The sequence below is a fragment of the Phycisphaerae bacterium genome (assembly GCA_012729815.1).
Classification (GTDB): Bacteria; Planctomycetota; Phycisphaerae; order JAAYCJ01; family JAAYCJ01; genus JAAYCJ01.
Genome location: JAAYCJ010000045.1, coordinates 1 through 20020 on the forward strand (window position 1 = coordinate 1; position 20020 = coordinate 20020).

The following is a 20020-nucleotide window of genomic DNA, read 5'->3' on the forward strand; positions in this document are numbered from 1 at the left end:
GAGCCGGGCGTCATGCAACCTCGTGCCGCCCAAGTTGAACCGCGCGAGGCCATGGCCGGACAGCGGGTTGTGCTTTTTCAGGCCCCGACCACCCGCCGGGCAACCCGCGTGTAGTACCGGACCACCGGCCAGAGCCCGTCGATCTCGCCCGGCCGGTAGGTCTGCTCCGGGTACTTGCGGTTGATCGGGACGAGCCGCACTCGTCCGTCACTCTCAAAGTACACCCGCTTGAAGGTGCAGCCGCTGACCCGGCTTAGGGGCGAAAACCGGACAAAGCACGGATCCCCGTCGCCCGCATGGCTGTTGGGCGAGGCGATGACCAGGCTGCCGGCGGCGAAGTCCGGCTCCATCGAGTCACCGTAGACGTAGAAGGCAAACGCGTTGGCGTCGGAGACGTCCGGCACCGTGATGTACTGGTCGGCCACGCCGATCGGGTAATCCAGGTCGGTGAACTCCTGCGGGTAGCCGGCGGCGACCTTGTTGATGATCGGGATCAGGTGCGAGGCCTGCTTACGCCGCGGCCGTTGGCCGCCGTCCCGCAGAAACTCCCTTTCCCCCTCCGAGGTCTCGGCGTCCAGCAGCCGCTTGAGATACCGCACCGCCACCGGGTCTGTCCGCTCCAATTCGGCTTGGACGTGAAAGCCCAGCGCCTCCTCGTCGGTCAGTTCGAGCACCTCAGCGATATTCCGCCGCTGAGGTTCCGGCGGCGGTTTCTGGCCCGCTTCGAGCTTGCTGATGTAGCTGATGGTCACCGACAGGCTCCGGGCCAACTCGGTCCGCGTCAGGCCCGCCCGCTGGCGAAACCGCTGAAGCAACGTGGCCCATCTTGTACCATTCCAACGGTCCATCGCCAGTTCCTCAAATGGATGTCGATCCGCTACTCTAGTTTGTACCGGATTTGACTTGACTAGTCAAGTCAAATCCGGTAGATTACTGTCAACCGGACGGGCCGGCCTCGGCCCCGAGCTCCGCCAGACGCGCGTGAGCCTCCCCGGCAACATGTAAATCCAACAAGACAAATCACTTATGGGAGCGCGAGGCATGGTGAACTCTCAGGACAAACCGATCTGCCCCAAGTGCGGGGCCAGGAGCTTGTCGGTGGAACCGGCACGGGACAACACGATGGATCTGGTCTGTTTGAATCTGGACTGCGACTACGCGGAGAACGTCGTCCGCTACGCCGCCCCGGATGCCGGACCGCCTTTCGAGCACCGGCTTAAGTGCCTCGACGAGAAGCAGTTGGCGCAGATGGCCCGGAATCTGCGGCGGTCCGTCTCGACGCTGTCCGATCAGGCCCGGCGCACGGCGCAGCGGCAACTCGCCCTCGTCCAGACCGAACTCGAGAATCGCCGCCCCAGACCGGCCAAATCGCTCGGCGCCGTTCCGCCGCAGTTCGCCACGCCCGAGGCCAAGGCCCGGCGGATCGCGCGTATTCGCGATTACCATCGTCAGCGGCGATCCGAGGGCAGCCGAGGGCCGGACGAGGCGGTGGCCGACCGCCTGACCGACCTGGCCCGGAATCTCCGGCAGGACGCAGCGAGGCACGAACAGGCGGCCAGGGACTACGCCCAGATGCCCGAGATGGTCACGCTGCACGTGGACCACATGGCCCGGGCATTCGAGCTCAAACGCGTGCTGGACCTGCTTGGCCCGTGCCTTCACTCCGCCGAAAAAGAACCGTGAGCAAGGTCCGTCGGACCTTGCACCATCCGATGCGGTCCTTTCGTCAACAGCGGGCGGCGCGGCCGTTTACATCCGTCGCCGCATCTGAATTTGCTTGAAATCGTTTGATCGTTAAGCTAAAAGGTTGTGTCTTTTGCCATCGGTAGAAACGGAAACACTGGAATCGCCGTGAAATTCGTTCTGATCGACAAGTTGGTGCGCATCGAACCGGGGCGTTCGGCCCGTGCGGTGAAGAACCTGAGCCTGGCTGAGGAGTATCTGGCCGACCACTTTCCGAGTTTCCCGGTTCTGCCCGGGGTCTTGATGCTCGAAGCGATGGTTCAGACCGCAGCCTGGGTGATCCGCACGGCTGAGGATTTCGCCCACAGCGTGATCGTCCTGCGCGAGGCCAGGAACGTGACCTACGGCAATTTCGTCGCTCCGGGAAACCGCATGGAGGTGGAGGTCGAAACGGTCAAGCTTGCGCCCGAGACCGCCGCCTTCAAAGCCCAGTGCACGATGGACGGGGGCAATGTGGCGCGGGCCCGGCTGGAGTTGGCCCGGTACAACCTGGCCGACCGCAACGCCGCCTGGGCGGATCAGGACCGGATCCTGGTCGAGCATTGGCGGGCCCAGTTGCGCCTTCTGGGGGGTCTCGAGGCCCTGACCGCCGAGAATCCCGCGAACTGAATCTGCCGGGATAAATGGTTGAACTATTCCATACGATCTGGATAATAGGCGTGAATACATTCAGTGGAGGTTTGTAATATGGCCCTTGATCGCGACGAGATTTTTACGAAGGTCCAGGAGACTCTGGTGGACGCGCTGGGCGTCGACGAGGATGAAGTCTCACAGGACTCCACCCTTACCGGAGACCTCGGGGCCGAGAGCATAGATTTCCTTGATATCGTCTTCCGTCTGGAAAAGGCCTTCGGCATCCAGATTCCCCGGGGCGAGTTGTTCCCGGATAACATCCTGAACAACCCCGAGTTCGTGGCCGACGGCAAGGTGACCGACAAGGGTCTGGCCGAACTGAAGGCTCGGATGCCCCATGCGGACTTTGCCGACTTCGAGCAGGACCCGGACGTCAACCGCATGCCCGACCTGTTCACGGTCAAGACCATCGTCAACTACGTCGAGAGCAAGGTCAAATAGCACAGACATTACCTTTTGTCACAATAAATAAAAAATACTGCTGACAGTTGATGCTATTCGAGAACGAGTCGGTCGCGCCGTTGCGGCGGGCCGACTCGGCTTGTTTTGGGCCTGCCGAACCGCCGGATCCCTCCCGGGATGACCGGATGGTATTTTGGGAAGATTTGCACCATCGGCTGGAAGTCCGCGGGGGGCCTTGTTAGAATACCAAGTCTTGGCTTGTCCGGCCGCGGCCGGATGCGGCGTAACCTTCTTGCGTTTTTGGGATTGGCGAGCGAATGCGTTGGCTGTGGATCGATCGTTTTGAGAAGCTGGTCAGCGGCGTGGAGGCCTGCGCGATCAAGAACGTCAGCCTGGCCGAAGAGCACCTGCACGACCACTTTCCCGGCTATCCGGTGATGCCGACGAGCCTCATCATCGAGGGCATGGCCCAGACCGCGGGCATTCTGGTCGGCGAGGCCCGAGGTTTTCGCGAGAAGGTGATCCTGGCCAAGATTTCGCGGGCGACGTTTCACGCGGACGTCCTGCCGGGCGATCAGCTTCGCCACGTGGCCAAGGTGGTCTCGCTGGATGATGCGTTCGGCCGCACCGAGGGCAAGGTGTACCGGCTGACCGGCACGGACCCGTTCGGGCAGGTCGTCGCGGAAATCGACATCATCTTCAGCCACATTGACCAAAATCTCTCGGGACGGAAATTTCCCGAGGAGAATTTCGTATTCACCGACCAGTTTCGACAACTGATCCGGTCACTGGACGGCGGCGCGCCCGCCGCCCCATCGGCCGGAGACTCTCAAGCGGCACAATGAGGATATAGGATGGCTGAACGACGGGTTGTGATCACCGGACTCGGTCCTGTCAGCCCCATCGGGGTGGGCAAGGACCAGTTTCTCGCCTCGCTGCGGTCCGGCCGGGTCGCGGTGGACGGGATTCGGGCCTTTGACGCAGCCGAGTTTCCCTGCCGGATCGCCGGCGAAATCGCGGAGTTCAGTTGCAAGGACTACGTTCCCAAATCCTATCGCAAGAGCATCAAGGTCATGGCCCGCGACATCGAGCTGGCGGTGGTGGCCGCCGACTGCGCGGTCCGCGACAGCGGCTTGAAGACCAAGGGCGTCAGCGACGGCGAGATCACCGTCGACTCCACGCGGCTTGGGGTCAACATCGGGGCGGGTCTGATCTGCCCGGACCTCAACGAGCTGACCTTCGCCCTGGCCTCGGCCTCCAACGACGGGCAGTTCTCGCTGGAGGCGTGGGGACGCGAAGGCATGAACAACCTGACGCCGCTGTGGCTTCTGAAGTATCTGCCCAACATGCTGGCCTGTCACGTCTCGATCATCCACGACGCGCAGGCGCCCAGCAATACGATCACCTGCGCCGAGGCGTCCAGCCAACTCGCCATCGGCGAGGCCTGGCGGACCATCAAGCGCGACTGCGCCGACGTGTGCCTCTGCGGCGGAGCCGAATCGAAGGTCAACCCGATGGGCCTGCTCCGCCAGGACCTGATCGGCCGGCTCACCCGCTCGCACAACGATTCGCCAGCTTCGGCCGTCCGGCCGTTCGACGCCAAGCGCGACGGCACGGTCATCGCCGAGGGCGGCGCCGTCGTCGTCCTGGAAGACCTCGAACACGCCAAGCGGCGAGAAGGGCGTATCTACGGCGAGATGATCGGTTTGGGCGCCGGGTTCGGCACGCATGACTTCCTGAATCCGGACCGCAACGGCGACGCCCTGGCGGTGGTCCTGGAAAAGGCCCTGGCCGACGCCCAGGTCGAGGCGTGCGACGTCGATCTGGTCGTCGCGTTCGCCTGCGGGCTGCCGGAGCACGACCGGGTCGAGGCCCAGGCCATCGCCCGCGTCCTCGGCGACGTGCCGGTCACCTCGATCAAGAGCCAGTACGGCAACAACGGGGCCGGTTCGGGCGCGTTGGACGTCGCCGCCGCGGCGCTCTGCCTGTCCGAGGGTCTCGTGCCCGGTACGGTCAACTGCGAGCAGGTGGATCCGGCGTGTCCGGTCAATGTGGTTCGCCGGACCGAGGACCGGCGGGTCAATACGTTACTGACCGTCAACTACAGTCTCAGCGGCGGGCAGTGCACCGCCCTGGTGTTCCGCCGTTGGGCCGGTTAATCCGGAATACGAGGGTTCGATTGTGAAGCGACGCGTGGTCATTACCGGAATGGGCTGCATCACTCCGTTGGGGCAGAGCATCGAGCAGGCCTGGAGCCGGCTGCTCGCCGGCGAAAGCGCCATCGATACGACGGAGCTGTTCGACGCCCGGACGTTCCCCACCACCTTCTCAGCCCAGGTCCGAGGATACGATCTTCGCGAACGACTCGGCGAGCACTATCCGCTGCACCGGCACGCGGCCCGCAACTCCGGTTTCGCCCTTGGAGCGGCGCTGCAGGCGTGGCAGTCGTCGGGGCTGGGTCGCGCCGCTGATCTGGACCGCTCCGCGGCGGGCGTCTACCTCGGTTCCGGCGAAGGCCCGGTCGACTTCGACCCCTTTATCGCCACCGCGATCGGTTCGTGGGACGCCGCTTCGGGCAAGCTCGATACCCGCAAGTGGGCCCGGATCGCCTATCGGTGCATGGACCGCCTTCGGGAACTCGAGCAGGATCCCAACATGCCGGCGGCCCACGTGGCCAAACTTCTGGACCTGCGCGGGCCGAACCTCAACTGCCTGACCGCCTGCGCGGCCAGCACCCAGGCCATCGGCGAAGCGGTCGAGCAGATCCGCTACGGCGACGCGGAGGTCATGCTCTCGGGCGGCACCCACTCAATGATCCACCCGCTCGGCGTGACCGGCTTTAACCGCCTGACCGCCCTGAGCACCCGCAACGACCAGATCAAGTCGTCCTCGCGGCCGTTCGACCGCACCCGCGACGGGTTCGTCCTGGGCGAAGGGGCGGGCATCGTGGTCCTCGAGTCGGAGGAGTTCGCCCGGAAGCGCGGGGCGACCATCCTGGCTGAGATCGCCGGCTACGGCAGCAGCGCGGATGCCTACCGGATCACCGACATCCACGAGACCGGACGCGGCGGGATCGCGGCGATGCGGGCGGCCATGGCCGACGCCGGCGTCGAGCCGGACAGCATCGACTACATCTCAGCCCACGGCACCGGCACCGTCGATAACGACAAGATCGAGACGCTGGCGGTCAAGTCCGTCTTCGGCGAGCGGGCTTACAGGGTTCCGATCAGCAGCATCAAGTCGATGATGGGCCACCTGATCGCGGCGGCTGGGGCAATCGAGGTGATCGCCTGCGTCCTGGCCCTGCGGGACCAGGTGCTGCCGCCGACAACCAACTACTGCGAGGCGGATCCGGAGTGCGACCTCGATTACGTGCCGAACCAGCCGCGAAAGGCCACGGTCAGGACGTGCCTGAGCAATTCGTTCGGTTTCGGGGGCCAGAACGATACATTGATTATCACGAATTATACTCCTTAAGTTCAGGCGAATAAGCCACGGGGACCGATAACGACGTTGATGGGTTGGACTGCGATCATGGTGTTGGGCGCCTGGATAGGCTGGGAATTCATCGTTCGCAACTGGGCGATGATGAGCATCATCGCCACGGTGGTGGCGATGGTCGCGATTCCCGCCCTCGTCCTGAGCCGCTACATCCGGATCATGCTCAACATCCTCAAGGACACGCCGCCGCCGCTGTCGATGGGACCGCTGGACTTCGACCGGATGGAGGGCCAGATCGTGCGGTTCCGGTCGTTCGACGGGACCAGCCTGCGGGGCATGTTCCTGTTCGGCGACCCGTCGCAGGGCTACAAGGGCACCATCCTCTTCTGTCACGAGTTCGCCTCGGACATGTACAGCTGCGTCCGGTACACGCGGTCGCTTCTGGAGGCCGGGTTCGACGTGTTCAGCTTCGACTTCCGCGGCCACGGCGACTCGTCCCACCAGGAAGACTATCAGCCTCGGCAGTGGGTCTCCGACCGCGAGGTGGACGACGTGCACGGGGCCATCGCCTTTCTTGAGGACTATCTGGAGTCGCAGGGCCGGCCGGCCGATCTGGGCATCTTCGGGATCTCGCGCGGGGCCGCAGCCGCCATCATCGCGTCGATGCGCAATCCGGCGGTCAAAGCCATCGTCACCGACGGGCTTTTCAGCACCGACGCCACCCTCGAAATGCTCATGAAGCGGTGGGCATGCATCTTCGCCAAGGTCCGCTTCGTCTATGAGAACCATCCCGATGCATTCTGGAAATTCCTGCGGTGGGTGCTGTTCATCTGCGCCCACTGGAAGTTCCGCTGCCGGTATCCGTCGGTCCGGCGAGCCCTCAAGAAAATGACCCCGCGGCCGATCCTGATGATCCACGGCGACCGGGACAGCTACATTCCGACCGACCTGGCCCGGGTGCTCTACCGGATCGCTCCGGACCCCAAATCGCTGTGGGTCGTTCCTCTGGCCAAGCACAACCAGGCGGTCGTCGTCGACCCGGCGGAGTACAGGGCGCGGACCGTTGAATTCTTCGAACACCGGCTGTATGGTCAGCCCACGGGCGAGGCGTCCCAGCGCCCGATCGCCCAGGGCGCCTGACCCGACGCCGACGAGCCGGGCCTTTACCGATGCACAGGAAAATTGCCGCAAAAGTCGCCGGATGGGGGGCTTCGCGCCAGCTTCGCTCGTTCCTGGCCGCGACCGGGAGTCCCCAGCGCGTTCAACAGCAGATGCTCGAACGGCAGCTTCGGCTGCTGGCCGGCAGCGCGTTCGCCCGCGATCACGGCCTCAGCGGGTCGATTTCCTATCACGATTTCGCCCGGCAGGTGCCGATTCGGCGCTACGAGCAGTTCGCCCCGTACATCGAGCCGCTCAAGGAAGGCCGGTTCGACTCGCTGTTCGCTCCGAGCGAAGAGCTTCTGATGTTCGCCCTGACCAGCGGGACCACCGGCCGGGCCAAGTTCATTCCCGTCACCGCGCGGTTCGTCGACGATTACCGCCGCGGCTGGAACATCTTCGGGGTCAAGGCCCTGCTCGACCATCCGCGGGCGTTCTTTCGCAAGATCGTCCAGATGACCAGCTCGGCGCGGGAGGAATCGACGCCGTGCGGGTTGTGGGCCGGAGCGATCACCGGCCTGCAGGCCCAGACGCAGAAGTGGATCGTCCGCAAGCACTACGTGACGCCGCTGGCGGTGGCCGAGGTCAAGGATCCGGTGGCCAAATGCTACACGGTCGCCCGGCTGGCCGTCACGGAGGACGTCTCGTTCACCAGCACAGCCAACCCGTCGACGATTTTGCGGCTGGCCCAGACGATGGCGGAGCATTCGGAGCAGCTCATCCGCGACGTCCACGACGGGACGCTGCGTCCGCCCGGACGGTTGCCGGAGGGGCTGGTGGCCGACCTTGGCCGACGGCTGCGGCCCAGGCCGCGCTGCGCCCGGCGGCTCGAGGCGCTGGCCAGGCGAGCCGGACGACTCCTGCCCAAGGACGTCTGGCGGCTGGAATACCTGATGAACTGGACCGGCGGGACGCTCAAGCTCTACCTCTCGCGTTTCGGCGAGTACTTCGGCGAGACGCCGGTGCGCGACATCGGTCTGCTGGCCAGCGAAGGGCGGTTCAGCATTCCCGTCGAGGACCACACGCCGGCTGGGATTCTGGAAATCACCAGCAACTTCTTCGAGTTCATTCCCGAAGCCGAGTACGGCGGCGAGAACCCGACCGTGCTGACGCTCGAAGAACTTGAAGTCGGGCAGCGGTACTTTGTCGTCTTCAGCAACGCCAGCGGGCTGACCCGGTACGACCTGGGCGACTGCGTCGAGGTCGTCGGGCTCTATCAGCGGACGCCGATGATCGCGTTCCTGAACAAGGGCTCGCACATCAGTTCGCTGACCGGCGAGAAGGTCAGCGAGCACCAAGCCGTCGAGGCGATGGCGCGGCTGTCGGCGAAGCTCGGCCGACGGATCGAGAACTTCCTTCTGGGCCCTCAATGGTCCGACCCGCCCTACTACGCGCTCACCGTCGAGCAATCCGACGCCAATCCGCAACTGGCACATAGTTACGATCGGATACTAGCCGAGCTCAACATCGAGTACGCCGCCAAGCGCGAGAGCCTGCGCCTGGGTCCTGTCGAACTGCGCACTGTCCCGGACGGGCACTTCGCCAACGAGGACCTCGCCCGCCAGGCGCAGCTTGGCCGCACCGAGCAGTACAAGCGGAAGTTCCTGCTGACCATCACCGAACCCGACCAGCGCAGCACATCCGTCTGATCCGTGCTGATCAGGCCCTTTACTTGGGTGTTGTCTGGGCCAATTCCATCTGCTCGACCTTGAGCTGACCGAGGTAGCGGAGCACCGAGGCCTGCTGCTGCATCGAGGTGTCGCTGAGGTCCGAGACGGTCAGGGCGATGTGGCCCTGGTCCGGTTCGAGCTGGCCGAGGGCCGGGTCCAGGTCCACCCACTGGCCGTCGATGAAGAACTGGGTCCACATGTGGCCGATGAACGCGCCGGTCGTGCCCTCGTGGGCCACGTAGGCCAGGCCGTTGACGCCGCGGGTCGGAATGCCCACGATCCGCCCGAGGGCGGCCAGCAGCAGCGAATGCTCGGTGCAGTCGCCCTGCCGTGTCTTGGCGACCTGAGCGGCGGGGGCGTAACCGGTCGAAAGGTCCTTGGTCGTGATATAGCCGGAGACGAATTGGCAGAGCTTTCTCGCCTTCTCCAGGTCGCTGCCGTCCTGATCGATGTTCTCGCTGGCCAGGCGAACCAACAGCGGGTCCTCCAGGTTCAGGTCCAGCGAATCCCGGGTGTACCGCGGTTCGGGCGAAGCCGGCTGCGTGGTGGTCGCCGATTTCTTCGGCGTCCCGCCCGGCGAGACCTCCAGGATGATCTGGTCCTTCTCGCGTTTGACCACCCGCTGCATCGCCGTTTCGATCAGATCGAACGGCTCGGTGTTGTCGCCCTCGTAGGTGATCCGGTAACGCACCGGTCCCTGCTCCGGCAGCGCGATCGGCCGCTCCGGCCGGATCAGGAATTCTAGAAACAGCTCGCTGGCGCCGATGCCGGCCAGGGCCTTTTCACGCGGCTCGCCCACCAACGTCAGCTTCATCGGGCCAATCGGCACCTCCGTGATCACCTCATAGCCGTCGGCGTCAAGGATCGAAGCGGCTTGGATCGGCAACGGCTTGTCGAACGAGGTGAGCACTCTGGTCCCCTCGACTTCCCGACCGAACACCTCGCTCTTGACCGGACCGACCACGTCGATTCTGGCTGTGATGAACTGACTGGGTCCAAGCTCCGGGTCGAATATCGTCATGGAGAAGCTGACCCCGGGCTTAAGTCCCATCCGCTCGCCCAGCAGGTGCTGGCCCCACCACATCAGCGCGTCGTCCGGCAGAGCGAACTTGTGCTCAGCCGACTGGCCCGCCTGGCTGATCGTCATCGCGACCTGGCCGTCGGCCACGGTTCCGCGATGCACGGTTTCGATGCCGCCGAGGTCCGCCTTGGAGTAGAACCGCAGCGGTTTGCCGTCGAGGGTCTCCTGAGTCTCGGCCCGATGGGTGAGCGTGAACGTCGTGTCCGCCCGGGCGATCTTCAGCAGCAGATCGTTCCGCGTGACGATCGTATCGCCCTGCCGCACGAACTCATACCGCGCCCAACCGCACTTGGTCGGCCCGAGGTATACGGAGAAATACCGCTCGTGAAACGATCCCTGCGGCGGATCGACCGCGCCCGCCCGAACCGTTGATCCGCCCACGACCAAAAAAGCGAACAACGAGGCTGCGATGATCTTGCGCACGTGACCTCCCTCTGAAGCTCTGAAGGTTATAAGGCTCTATCAGCCGTTTCGCCCGCAGCACTTCTTGTATTTTTTGCCCGACCCGCACGGGCACGGTTCGTTCGGCTTGACCTTCGGCGTCGCCCGTTTGATCGGCTTGACGACCTGGGCTTCACCCTGGTTCTGCATGGCCGCCTCGCGGTCGGCGTCGGTGAAGGCCGAGCCGCTGGCATCGTGCTGGGCCCGCTGCTCGCCCCAGACCGACCGCGCCTGCATCTGGCCGGAGACCTGGACCTTGAGGATCACGTCGCTGACCTGCTGGCGCGTCGCGTCGAGCATGCGGTGGAACATCTGCGTGCCTTCCCGCTTGTACTCGATCTTCGGATCCTTCTCGGCGTAGCCGCGCAGGCCGATCGTGCTCTTGAGGTGGTCCATCGCCAGCAGGTGCTCTTTCCACGCGCTGTCGTAGATGCTCAGCAGCACCATCTGCTCGAGGTTCGTCAGCTCGCGGCGGAGGAACTCCCGGCCGGCTTTGAGCAGCGACTCGCGGGCGGCGGCGCCCTCCAGCGCCTGGCCGTCGAGCTCCGCGCCGAACCGCTCCCGCGCCCACGCCGCCAGTTCCTCGCCGCGCCGCATCCGCACGGCCTCGTCCACCTCGTTCGAGAGGCGCCCGTCGCCCAGGTAGCTCTCGGAAAGCCGTATCAGGTCCGAGCGGATTTCGCGGACCTCGCGGTTCTGCAGCTTCTCCAGCGTCCAGCCGGCGCGGTACTTCCAGTTCGCCCAATCCACCAGCCGCGCCACGCCATAGGCCTGGTCGGTCTGCTCCTTCTGGCCCAGGCTCACCGTCAACGCGATGTCCACCGGGCACTCGATCTCGCGGCGCAGGTACCGCTCGTGCACCTTTTCCAGGATCATCTCGCGGGTCTGGTCGGGATTCAGGTCGCGAAGCTGCTGGAGCCGCACGTCCAGGTCGAACTTGGCCCGCACCCACTCGGCCAGCATCGAGCGGCCGAAGGTCGGCTCCATGTAGCGTTTCAGCGGCGTGCAGTCCTGGCGGTCGATGCTCGTCATGGCCGCCTCGACCAGCATCGCCTGGATCTCTTCCGGCTCCATCCGGTTCATCTGCGAGATCCCGAGGTTCACGTTGAACCGCCGCATCGCCCAGCTCGCCAGGCCGCGATAGTCCCAGTCCTTGCGCTCGACGTCCGGATCGAAGTACTCGCCGATCGACATCTCGATCGTGTTCCTCGCCTCGTCCTTGGCTTTGTCCTTCAGGTCGCTTTCCAGCCGGTCGAAATCGTCCAGGTCGATTCGCGACGGGTCCATCGTCACGTCCAGTTCCGACTTGGCCCACTCGGCGGCGCACCGCGCCGGGTATGTCGGGTCCAGAAAGTTGTCCACCGCGTCGGCGATCGAGTCGGTCAGGGAATCCTGCACCATCTCGGCCAGGTCGCGGCCCTCCAGGATCCGCTGGCGAAGGCGGTAGAACACCTGCCGCTGATAGTCCATCACCTCGTCGTACTCGAGGAGATTCTTGCGGATGGCGAAGTTGCGCTCCTCGACCTTCTTCTGGGCCCGCTCGATGCCCTTGGAGATCCGCTTGTTCTCGATGGCCATCCCCTCTTCCATGCCCAGCCAATCGAGCATCTTGATGACCCAGTCGCCGGCGAAGAACCGCAGCAGGTCGTCCTGCATCGACAGGAAAAAGCGGCTCGATCCGGGATCGCCCTGGCGGCCGGACCGTCCGCGAAGCTGGTTGTCGATCCGACGGGCCTCGTGGCGCTCGGTGCCCACCACGTGCAGGCCGCACGGCGGCTCGACGGCGCAGAACTTCTTGCCCAGTTCCGGGAACCGCGGGTCGAGCTTCGGCTTGAAGCAGTGCTCGCACTTGCCGTCGTATTCCGGGCAGTTGATGCAGCACTTGGTGGCGATCACGCCGGGCTCTTTGGGGCCCAGGTCGCCGATGCACGGCGGGTGCACCACGCCCTTTTCGAGCTTGATGTCGGTGCCGCGGCCGGCCATGTTGGTCGAGATGGTCACGTTGCCCTCGGCTTGGCGGCCGCCGTGCTTGGGAGCGTGGCGATGCCCGGCCTTGGCCACGATCTCCGCCTCGCGGGCCACCTGCTTGGCGTTGAGCACCTCGTGGTCGATCCCGTACTGCTTGGTCAGCATGTTCGAGAGTTTTTCGCTGTTCTCCACGCTCGTGGTGCCGACCAGCACCGGACGGCCGCCCGGCAGGTCCGCGGTCAACTCATAGAGCGCCTCGCGCAGCGGGTCGAGGCTGTCGTTGTCCCCTTTCGACCGGGCCTGGGCCTCTTCGATCCGCCGGATCGCCTCTTCGCACCTGTCCTTTGGCGGCAGATGCCCGGTCGTCCCCTGTTTGGCCAGCATCGCCTTGTACGCGGCTTTGAGGCCTTCGATCATGTCGTTGATGACGAACCAGTCGTTGGGAAATCCCTGCAGCGAGACCGCGCGGATCTCCTCGACGATGGCTTTATATTTCTCAGGCGTCGTGCGATAAATGCGGTCGTTGTGGTCCATCCGGTTCACCGGCCGGTTGGTCGGAATGCTGACCACGTCCAGGCCGTAGATCTTGATGAACTCCTCGACCTCGGTCATCGCCGTACCGGTCATGCCGGCCAGCTTGCAGTACAGCTTGAAGTAGTTCTGGATGGTGATCGTCGCGAGCGTCTGGGTCTCCTCCTTGACCCGCACCCCTTCCTTGGCCTCGACCGCCTGGTGCAAGCCGTCGGACCACTGCCGCCCGTGCATCAGACGCCCGGTGAACTCATCGACGATGATCACCTCGCCGTTCTGAACGACGTATTCCTTTTCCCTCTCGTAGACCACGTGGGCCCGCAGGGCGTTCTCGATCAGGTGCGGCCACTCCATGTTGGCCCCGATGTAGAACGACCCGATCCCCGCCTCCTCCTGGGCTGCGGTGACGCCCTCGTGCGTCATGTGCACGCTCTTGCGGTCCCGCTCCACCAGGTAGTACTGGCGGTGGCCGATGGCCTGGGCCTCCTCCTCATTGAGCCACGAGGGGTCCTGCCCGAATTTCTTGATCCCCTCCTCGAATCGCCACTCCTGGACGCCCTGCTTGAGGGCCCGCGCCTTAAGCGAATCGCGGTCCTGCACCCGCGCCTGCGTCTCGCGGATCGCTGTCTTCTGCTTCTGAACCAGCGCCCGCGCCACCCGGTCGGCCAGGCGATAGCGGTTCACGTCGTCGCGGGCCGGACCCGAGATGATCAGCGGCGTCCGCGCCTCGTCGATCAGGATGTTGTCCACCTCGTCTACGATGGCGTAGTGCAGCGGGCCCTGAACCTGGTCATCCCGGCGGACCTTCATGTTGTCGCGCAGGTAGTCGAAGCCCAGCTCGCTGTTGGTCCCGTAGGTAATGTCGCAGGCGTACTGGGCCTTGCGCTCCGGGCCCACCGTCGACATCTCCGACTGAATCGCTCCGGAACTGACGCCCAGCGCCTCGTAGATCGGCGCCATCCAGTCGCGGTCGCGCTTGACCAGGTAGTCGTTGGTCGAGATCACGTGAACCTTCAGGCCCAGCACCACGTTGATGTAGCACGGCAGCGTGGCCACCAGGGTCTTGCCCTCGCCGGTGGCCATCTCGGCGATCTTGCCCTCGTGCAGCACGTGGCCGCCGATCATCTGCACGTCGAAATGCCGGTGGCCGGGCAGGTGGCGCTTGCATGCCTCGCGCACCGCGGCAAAGGCATCCGGCAGGATGTCCACCGCACAGACGTTCAAGCCATCGATGATCCGCCGCTTGAGTGTCTTGCGGCGGTCCTCCGGGACCTCCTGCATTTCGGCCAGAAGTTCCTCGAGGCTGGGCCGGCCGAAGAACTCGCGCTTCCGCGCGTCGGCCCGCGCGCGCAGCTCCGCCGTCTTGCCCGCCAGTTCCTCATCCGACAGCCGCGCGTACTCGGCCTCCAAACTGTTGATCCGCGAAACCAATTCGGTGCGCCGCTTGACGTACCGCTGGCTGCTCGTCCCGAATATCCGCTGCAGTATCCTGCTGAGAGGGTCCGCCATCGTGACCTGCCGTTTCGTCTCCTGAAGTCTACTTCACCCGTTCGATGTACTCGCCGGTCCGCGTGTCCACCCGGATCATCTCGCCCGCCTCGACGAACGGCGGCACCTTCACCCGCACGCCGGTCTCCAGCGTGGCGTCCTTGCTCTGGTTCGTCGCCGTCGCGCCCTTGATCGCGGGCGGCGTGTCGGTGACCTGCAGGTCCACCGTGTTGGGAAGCTCGATGCCGATGATCTTGCCTTCGTAGATCGTCACCTGGACCTCGGTGTTCGGCTTGAGGTACATCGTCCCGTCGCCCATGATCTCATCGCCCATCGTGATCTGGTCGTACGTCTGGAGGTCCATCAGCACGTGGCCTGTCCCGTCCGAATACAGATACTCCATCGGCTTCTTCTCGATGAACGCGGTCTCGAGTTCCTCATCCACCCGGAACCGGTCCTCAACCAGTTGGCCGCTCTTGAGGTTCCGCAGCTTCATCTGGTAGTACGACCGCCAGTTGCCCTTGGCCACGTGCTGGATCGAAACGATCACGTTCAGATTGCCCTTGTAGATCACCGCGTGCCCACGCCTGATTTCGCTCGCTCTCGCCATACGCATCTCCTTGGTCCGGCCGCAGCCGTCACCCAACTCCATTGACTCTAGATGTTCCCATCGGCCCGATACTTCGCCGCAAGCCGATAATCCTTTAATAATACTCGATCAACCGCCCAGTGAATAGTCCCATCTCACCAACCGCCGAGTTAACCTATATTCTATTCTCTTATCGCCTCTGGCTCTGCATTTTGCCGCTCTGTTTTATGTTCCAGTTTCATTCAGCCGGGCACTCATGAAAGATGTAGATTAATAAGTAATGTTTTCGTTATATGCTCGTCAGTGTTAGCGGTCGCGGTTTCCACAGTCTTTTGGGCTTTACCTCTCTATAGCGCCAATCGCCTCACCGTCTTGCCTTCGGGCCGCTGCTGACGTAGACTATTTGGTTTCCATAGGAAGCCGGAATCGCCGATGCAGGACATCCAACCGAACAACCCGCTTGAGGAGCTCAGCCAGCTTACCGGAGGGCTGGCCCATGAGATCCGCAACCCGCTCTCGACGCTGCGGGTCAACCTCCAGCTCCTGGCTGAGGACCTTGACGAACTCGACGGCGGCAACGACCACGTCCGGCGCAGCCTGACCCGCGTGCGGACCATGCAGAACGAGGTCTCGCGCCTCCGCGAAATCCTCGACGACTTCATCCGCTTCGTCGGACAGCACAAGCTGAGCCTCGAAATCAGGGACATCAACCGGATTATCGAGGAACTGGTCGAATTCTACGAGCCGCAGGCCGCCCGCAAAAAAGTCCGCCTGATGACCCGGCTGCACGAAGGGCCTCTGGCCGCTCCCGTCGACGCCGACCTGATCAAACAAGCCCTGCTGAATCTGTTCCTCAACGCCCAGCAGGCCATGCCCGAGGGCGGCGACCTGATGGTCCGAACCCAGCCGGTGGGCGAGTGCGTGCGGATCGACGTGGCCGACACCGGCGTCGGCATTCCGCCGGAACACCTCGAACAGGTCTTCCACGCCTACTTCTCGACCAAGAAGAACGGCACCGGTCTGGGCTTGGCCATGACCCGCCGGATCGTCGGCGAGCACGGCGGCAGGATCCTCGTCGAATCGCAGCCGGGCGAAGGCACCCAGTTCTCGATCCTGCTGCCGATGGACGCCTCGGTCAGGGAGTGCCGCGAGACGTGAACGCGATCAAGGGCTCCATCCTGGTGGTCGAGGACGAGGCTCCGCACGCTGAGGCCATCGCCGAGGGCCTGCGCCGCTTCGGCTTCGAATGCCGGATCGCCGAAAGCGGCGCCGACGCCGTCGAACAACTCGACGAGCAGCCGTTCGACGTGGTCATCACCGACTATAAACTCGGCGGAGCGATCGACGGCATGGAGGTCATCCGCCGCACCAAAAAGAAGTGGCCGGAAACCGAGGTCATCCTCATCACCGCCCACGGCAGCGAACAACTCGCCCGCGACGCCCTCCGCCAGGAGCGGGCTTTCGACTATCTGGTCAAGCCGATCGACCTCGACGAGATTCGCGATCTGGCCGACCGCGCGGCCAAGCAGGCCCAGTCCAACCGCGAACACTTCGTGATCCGCCGGCGGCTCGACGAGCCGGCTGAGTTCCGCAACATCGTCGCGGTCAGTCCGCAGATGCAGCGGATCCTGCGGCTCGTCAAACAGGTCGCGCCGACCAACATCACCGTGCTGCTCCAGGGCGAATCCGGCACGGGCAAGGACCTGCTGGCCCGGGCCATCCACGAGCACTCGCCGCGCAGCGACCGGCGCATGGTCACCCTCGACTGCGCCGGCCTCAGCGAAGGCGTGCTGGAGTCCGAGCTCTTCGGCCACGTGAAGGGGGCGTTCACCGGTGCCATCTCGTCGCGAAAGGGCCGCTTCGAATACGCCGACGGCAGCACGCTGTTTCTCGATGAGATCGGGGAGATGCCGCTGACCATGCAGGCCAAGCTGCTCCGCGTCCTGGAGACCCGCGAGATCGTGCCGGTCGGCTCGAACGATCCGGTCCGCGTCGACGTGCGGCTGGTCAGCGCCACCAACCGCGATCTGGCCAAAGCCGTCGAGGAGGAAAAGTTCCGCCAGGACCTGTACTTCCGCCTCAAGAGCGTCACGCTCCGCATCCCGCCGCTCCGCGAGCGGCGAGAGGACATCCCCGTCATGATCGAGCAGTTCATCCGCAACTCGAACGAGACCCACGGCCGGGCGATCAAGGGCATCAGTCCGGACGCCCGCGAGATGCTTATCGGCTACGACTGGCCGGGCAACGTCCGCGAGCTGCGCAACGTCATCGACTCGATGGTTGTGCTCACAGCCGAGCAAATTCTCGGCGTCGAGGACGTGCCCGAGGAAATCCGCCAGCAGGCCGGCGCCGCCCGCTCCACCGCCATCGTCCCGCTGACCTCGATGGCCGGGCAGACCCTCGAACAGCTCGAAAAGGAGCACATCCAGAACACCCTCGAGATCACCCGCGGCAACCGCGAACAAGCCGCCAAGATCCTCGGCATCGCCCCGCGGACCCTCTATCGCAAGATCAAGGAATACGGGCTCTGACCGCGGTTGGAGCATAAGGTCTTCTTGACTTCGACGCGTCGAACCGCTATCTTTTCGCCAAACCCGGCAAACGCCGGCGTTCAAAGAGCCGCGACCATGAGGGAGCGGGGTGTTTCGCTTGAGCATCAACCGGATCCAAAGGAGTCGCCGATGCCCGACAAGAACCTGGTCAGCAAGGCCTATCAGACCTTCCTGAAGGAAGCGCCCGGCCACTCGCAGGCGTGGATCGACATGATCCACAAGATCTCCCGCACCGGCGCCCTCGACGAAAAGACCGCCGCCCTGTGCTATCTATCGGTCCTGGCCGCCCTGCGGCTCGAAAGCGGCGTCGCCTTTCACGTCCAGCAGGCCAAAAAATGCGGGGCCAGCCGCGAAGAGGTCATCAGCGCCATCCTCCTGGGCCTGCCCCCCGCCGGCCTCGGCGTCATCCAGGCCCTGCCGCCGGCCATCGAAGCGTATGACGGCCAATCGGCGTCGGGCGACTCCTGATGTCGGCTGCGCGAGAGCCATCCGCATCCGCCTCCACTGCGGGGATTGAGGCCGTCGTCTCGGTATGATATGAGACGTGGCTCTCGCGGCTTCCAGCGGCGAGGCTCTTTCCGCAGTGCGGACAGACCAGTTCCAGTTCCTTGCGTTTCTGGATGGCCTCGACGAATCCGGCGCCGAGGATGCCGGTGGGCAGGGCGAACATGCCGATGCCGAAGACCGCGATCAGGCCCGCCAACAGCTTGCCCGCCAGAGTTACCGGATACATGTCGCCGTAGCCCACCGTCGTCAGCGTGGCCACCGCCCACCACATGGTCGCCGGGATGCTGGAGTAGGCCTCCGGCTGCACCGCGTTTTCGCAGCAGTAGAGCACGGTCGAGGAAACGACCAGCAGAAGGCCCAGCAGGCCCGAGGTGAGCACCAGTTCCTCCTTCTTGCTCTGGAAAACCTGCTTGATCAGGTTGAGCGGCGAGCAGTAGCGGGCCGCCTTGGCGACGCGGAGAACGCGCAGGAGGCGAAGGACCCGCAGCGAGCGCAGATCAATCCCGAGGAACGGAAGGTAGAACGGCAGAAAGGCGATCAGGTCGATGATCGACATGATCCGCGAGGCGAATCGCGCTCGGCCGAGGAAGCGGCTGCGGAATCGCGGATCGGCCGTGCACGACCAGAGCCGGGCGGCGTACTCAGCGGTAAACACGACGACCGATAAGGTCTCGAAAGCATCCAGAAACGCACCCCACCGCTGCTCGATGGATCGAACCGAACCGACGATCACGGCGACCACGTTCAGGAGAATGAGGGTTAGGATCGCCACGTCGAACGTCCGACTCATCGAGTCGCCCTGTCTTGCCGTTTCGACGATCTCCCATGTCCGCTTGCGCAGGTTCATTGGTCGCTCCAATCAATCACACCAAGATGCACAACCGTATCAGAACTCCGAGCACGAGCGGCCCGCCAAGGCATATCGCAATGACGAGGCAACACCCCATGGCGCGGCCGACCTTTCGCTGACGGCCCGAACGCGTCAACGGGATACCCGTGGCCCTCGACACCTTGGCCTTGGCGGCGGAAATGCCGAGAGCACGCTTCGGTGAAAACGATAGGCCGAACTTCCTACCCATGGCGTGCTCCTTGCTTTGTGATCCAAGACATGAACCGGACCTGGCCTCACGAAACATCTGGCGTTTGGCGTATGAGGTGCATTCCAAACCGCCATTAACATCCCGCGCCGCTCCAAATACGGTTAGCCTGTAGTCTACCACTTTCAGAGCAGTGAATCAAGCCGGACGACGACAAGAAGAGAACATCGGCCCGCAACGCCCGCGGGGCGGTCGGATGCCTCGCTCTTGAAACTCCGGCGGCAACGTCGATAATCGTTCCTGTAAGCGGACAGCCGCCGGGCGAACGTGCAGGCTGATTTCCATACCAAACCAACGGAACGTTGCGGAATGCAGAACCGGATCATCGCCTCCATCATCATTCCCACCTACGACCGCCGCGAGACGCTGGCCGCCGCCCTGTCGGCGCTGGAGCGTCAGGAAGGCTGCGATTTCGCGTTTGAGGTGATCGTGGTGGACGACGGCTCGCGGGACGCAACGGCGGAGATGGTCGAGCAGACCGCCGCAACGGTGTCATACCCGTTGCGATGCGTTCGCGTGAGCCGCTGCGGACCCGGCCTGGCCCGCAATCGCGGAGTGGAGGCGGCGGCGGGTGACGCGGTGCTGTTTACTGACAGCGACTGCGTACCGCGTCCCGGCTGGGTTGCCGCGCTTGTCCGAGCGGTTCAAGAGGCGGACGGTCCGGTCGGCGGTCCGACCGCGGTGCCGGCACGAGCATCCTGGTCCGCCCGGTGTGTGAA

General features: G+C 64.3%; 17 protein-coding genes and 2 pseudogenes. 12 read left to right on the forward strand and 7 right to left on the reverse strand.

Annotation, left to right across the window (positions count from 1 at the left end; all coding sequences use genetic code 11):
• Positions 1-77 precede the first annotated feature (77 nt).
• Positions 78-848, reverse strand: coding sequence for a helix-turn-helix domain-containing protein (locus GXY33_03410; GenBank protein NLX04176.1), 771 nt, complete (start codon positions 846-848; stop codon positions 78-80).
• Between the two features lie 250 nt (positions 849-1098).
• Here GXY33_03410 and GXY33_03415 point away from each other — a divergent pair, with 250 nt between their 5' ends.
• The 8 genes from GXY33_03415 to GXY33_03450 all read left to right on the forward strand — a co-directional run bounded on the left by GXY33_03415 (position 1099) and on the right by GXY33_03450 (position 9026).
• The gene (locus tag GXY33_03415) at positions 1099-1683 is read left to right on the forward strand and encodes a hypothetical protein (GenBank protein NLX04177.1); all 585 of its coding nucleotides are present in this window, start codon (positions 1099-1101) and stop codon (positions 1681-1683) included.
• A gap of 168 nt (positions 1684-1851) precedes the next feature.
• Positions 1852-2352 carry a beta-hydroxyacyl-ACP dehydratase gene (locus GXY33_03420; GenBank protein NLX04178.1) on the forward strand — a complete coding sequence of 167 codons (501 nt, stop codon included), beginning with the start codon at positions 1852-1854 and terminating at the stop codon, positions 2350-2352.
• A 78-nt stretch (positions 2353-2430) separates the two neighbouring features.
• On the forward strand, positions 2431-2817 hold the full coding sequence (locus GXY33_03425; protein NLX04179.1) for an acyl carrier protein: 387 nt from the start codon (positions 2431-2433) through the stop codon (positions 2815-2817).
• Positions 2818-3095: 278 nt separating this feature from the next.
• Positions 3096-3623, forward strand: coding sequence for a beta-hydroxyacyl-ACP dehydratase (locus GXY33_03430; protein NLX04180.1), 528 nt, complete (start codon positions 3096-3098; stop codon positions 3621-3623).
• A gap of 9 nt (positions 3624-3632) precedes the next feature.
• Positions 3633-4937, forward strand: a complete 1305-nt coding sequence (locus GXY33_03435; protein ID NLX04181.1) for a beta-ketoacyl-[acyl-carrier-protein] synthase family protein — start codon at positions 3633-3635, stop codon at positions 4935-4937.
• A 22-nt stretch (positions 4938-4959) separates the two neighbouring features.
• Positions 4960-6255, forward strand: a complete 1296-nt coding sequence (locus GXY33_03440) for a beta-ketoacyl-[acyl-carrier-protein] synthase family protein (protein NLX04182.1) — start codon at positions 4960-4962, stop codon at positions 6253-6255.
• A 39-nt stretch (positions 6256-6294) separates the two neighbouring features.
• Positions 6295-7359, forward strand: coding sequence for an alpha/beta hydrolase (locus GXY33_03445; GenBank protein NLX04183.1), 1065 nt, complete (start codon positions 6295-6297; stop codon positions 7357-7359).
• Positions 7360-7388: 29 nt separating this feature from the next.
• Positions 7389-9026 carry a GH3 auxin-responsive promoter family protein gene (locus tag GXY33_03450; protein NLX04184.1) on the forward strand — a complete coding sequence of 546 codons (1638 nt, stop codon included), beginning with the start codon at positions 7389-7391 and terminating at the stop codon, positions 9024-9026.
• A gap of 19 nt (positions 9027-9045) precedes the next feature.
• On the opposite strand, the gene GXY33_03455 is transcribed toward GXY33_03450, so the two are convergent.
• From GXY33_03455 to efp, 5 genes and pseudogenes are all read right to left on the reverse strand, one after another.
• Complete coding sequence (locus GXY33_03455; GenBank protein NLX04185.1) at positions 9046-10551, reverse strand: transglutaminase domain-containing protein; 1506 nt, start codon at positions 10549-10551, stop codon at positions 9046-9048.
• 39 nt (positions 10552-10590) lie between these two features.
• Complete coding sequence (locus GXY33_03460) at positions 10591-11688, reverse strand: hypothetical protein (protein ID NLX04186.1); 1098 nt, start codon at positions 11686-11688, stop codon at positions 10591-10593.
• Positions 11689-11985: 297 nt separating this feature from the next.
• Positions 11986-12552, reverse strand: a pseudogene (locus tag GXY33_03465) (preprotein translocase subunit SecA).
• 444 nt (positions 12553-12996) lie between these two features.
• A pseudogene (locus GXY33_03470) lies at positions 12997-13878 on the reverse strand (preprotein translocase subunit SecA).
• Between the two features lie 727 nt (positions 13879-14605).
• A complete protein-coding gene (efp, locus tag GXY33_03475; GenBank protein NLX04187.1) occupies positions 14606-15166 on the reverse strand; it encodes an elongation factor P in 561 nt (186 codons plus the stop codon).
• A gap of 411 nt (positions 15167-15577) precedes the next feature.
• On the opposite strand from efp, the gene GXY33_03480 reads away from it, so the two are divergent.
• The 3 genes from GXY33_03480 to GXY33_03490 all read left to right on the forward strand — a co-directional run bounded on the left by GXY33_03480 (position 15578) and on the right by GXY33_03490 (position 18165).
• Positions 15578-16303, forward strand: a complete 726-nt coding sequence (locus tag GXY33_03480; protein ID NLX04188.1) for a two-component sensor histidine kinase — start codon at positions 15578-15580, stop codon at positions 16301-16303.
• A complete protein-coding gene (locus GXY33_03485) occupies positions 16300-17676 on the forward strand; it encodes a sigma-54-dependent Fis family transcriptional regulator (GenBank protein NLX04189.1) in 1377 nt (458 codons plus the stop codon). The genes GXY33_03480 and GXY33_03485 overlap by 4 nt, the downstream gene beginning before the upstream one ends.
• Before the next feature lie 150 nt (positions 17677-17826).
• Positions 17827-18165 carry a carboxymuconolactone decarboxylase family protein gene (locus GXY33_03490; GenBank protein ID NLX04190.1) on the forward strand — a complete coding sequence of 113 codons (339 nt, stop codon included), beginning with the start codon at positions 17827-17829 and terminating at the stop codon, positions 18163-18165.
• On the opposite strand, the gene GXY33_03495 is transcribed toward GXY33_03490, so the two are convergent.
• Positions 18101-18994 carry an ion transporter gene (locus GXY33_03495; GenBank protein NLX04191.1) on the reverse strand — a complete coding sequence of 298 codons (894 nt, stop codon included), beginning with the start codon at positions 18992-18994 and terminating at the stop codon, positions 18101-18103. The two genes, GXY33_03490 and GXY33_03495, sit on opposite strands and share 65 nt — an antisense overlap.
• A 616-nt stretch (positions 18995-19610) precedes the next feature.
• On the opposite strand from GXY33_03495, the gene GXY33_03500 reads away from it, so the two are divergent.
• On the forward strand, positions 19611-20020 hold a 410-nt coding region (locus GXY33_03500), incomplete at its 3' end, for a glycosyltransferase family 2 protein (GenBank protein ID NLX04192.1).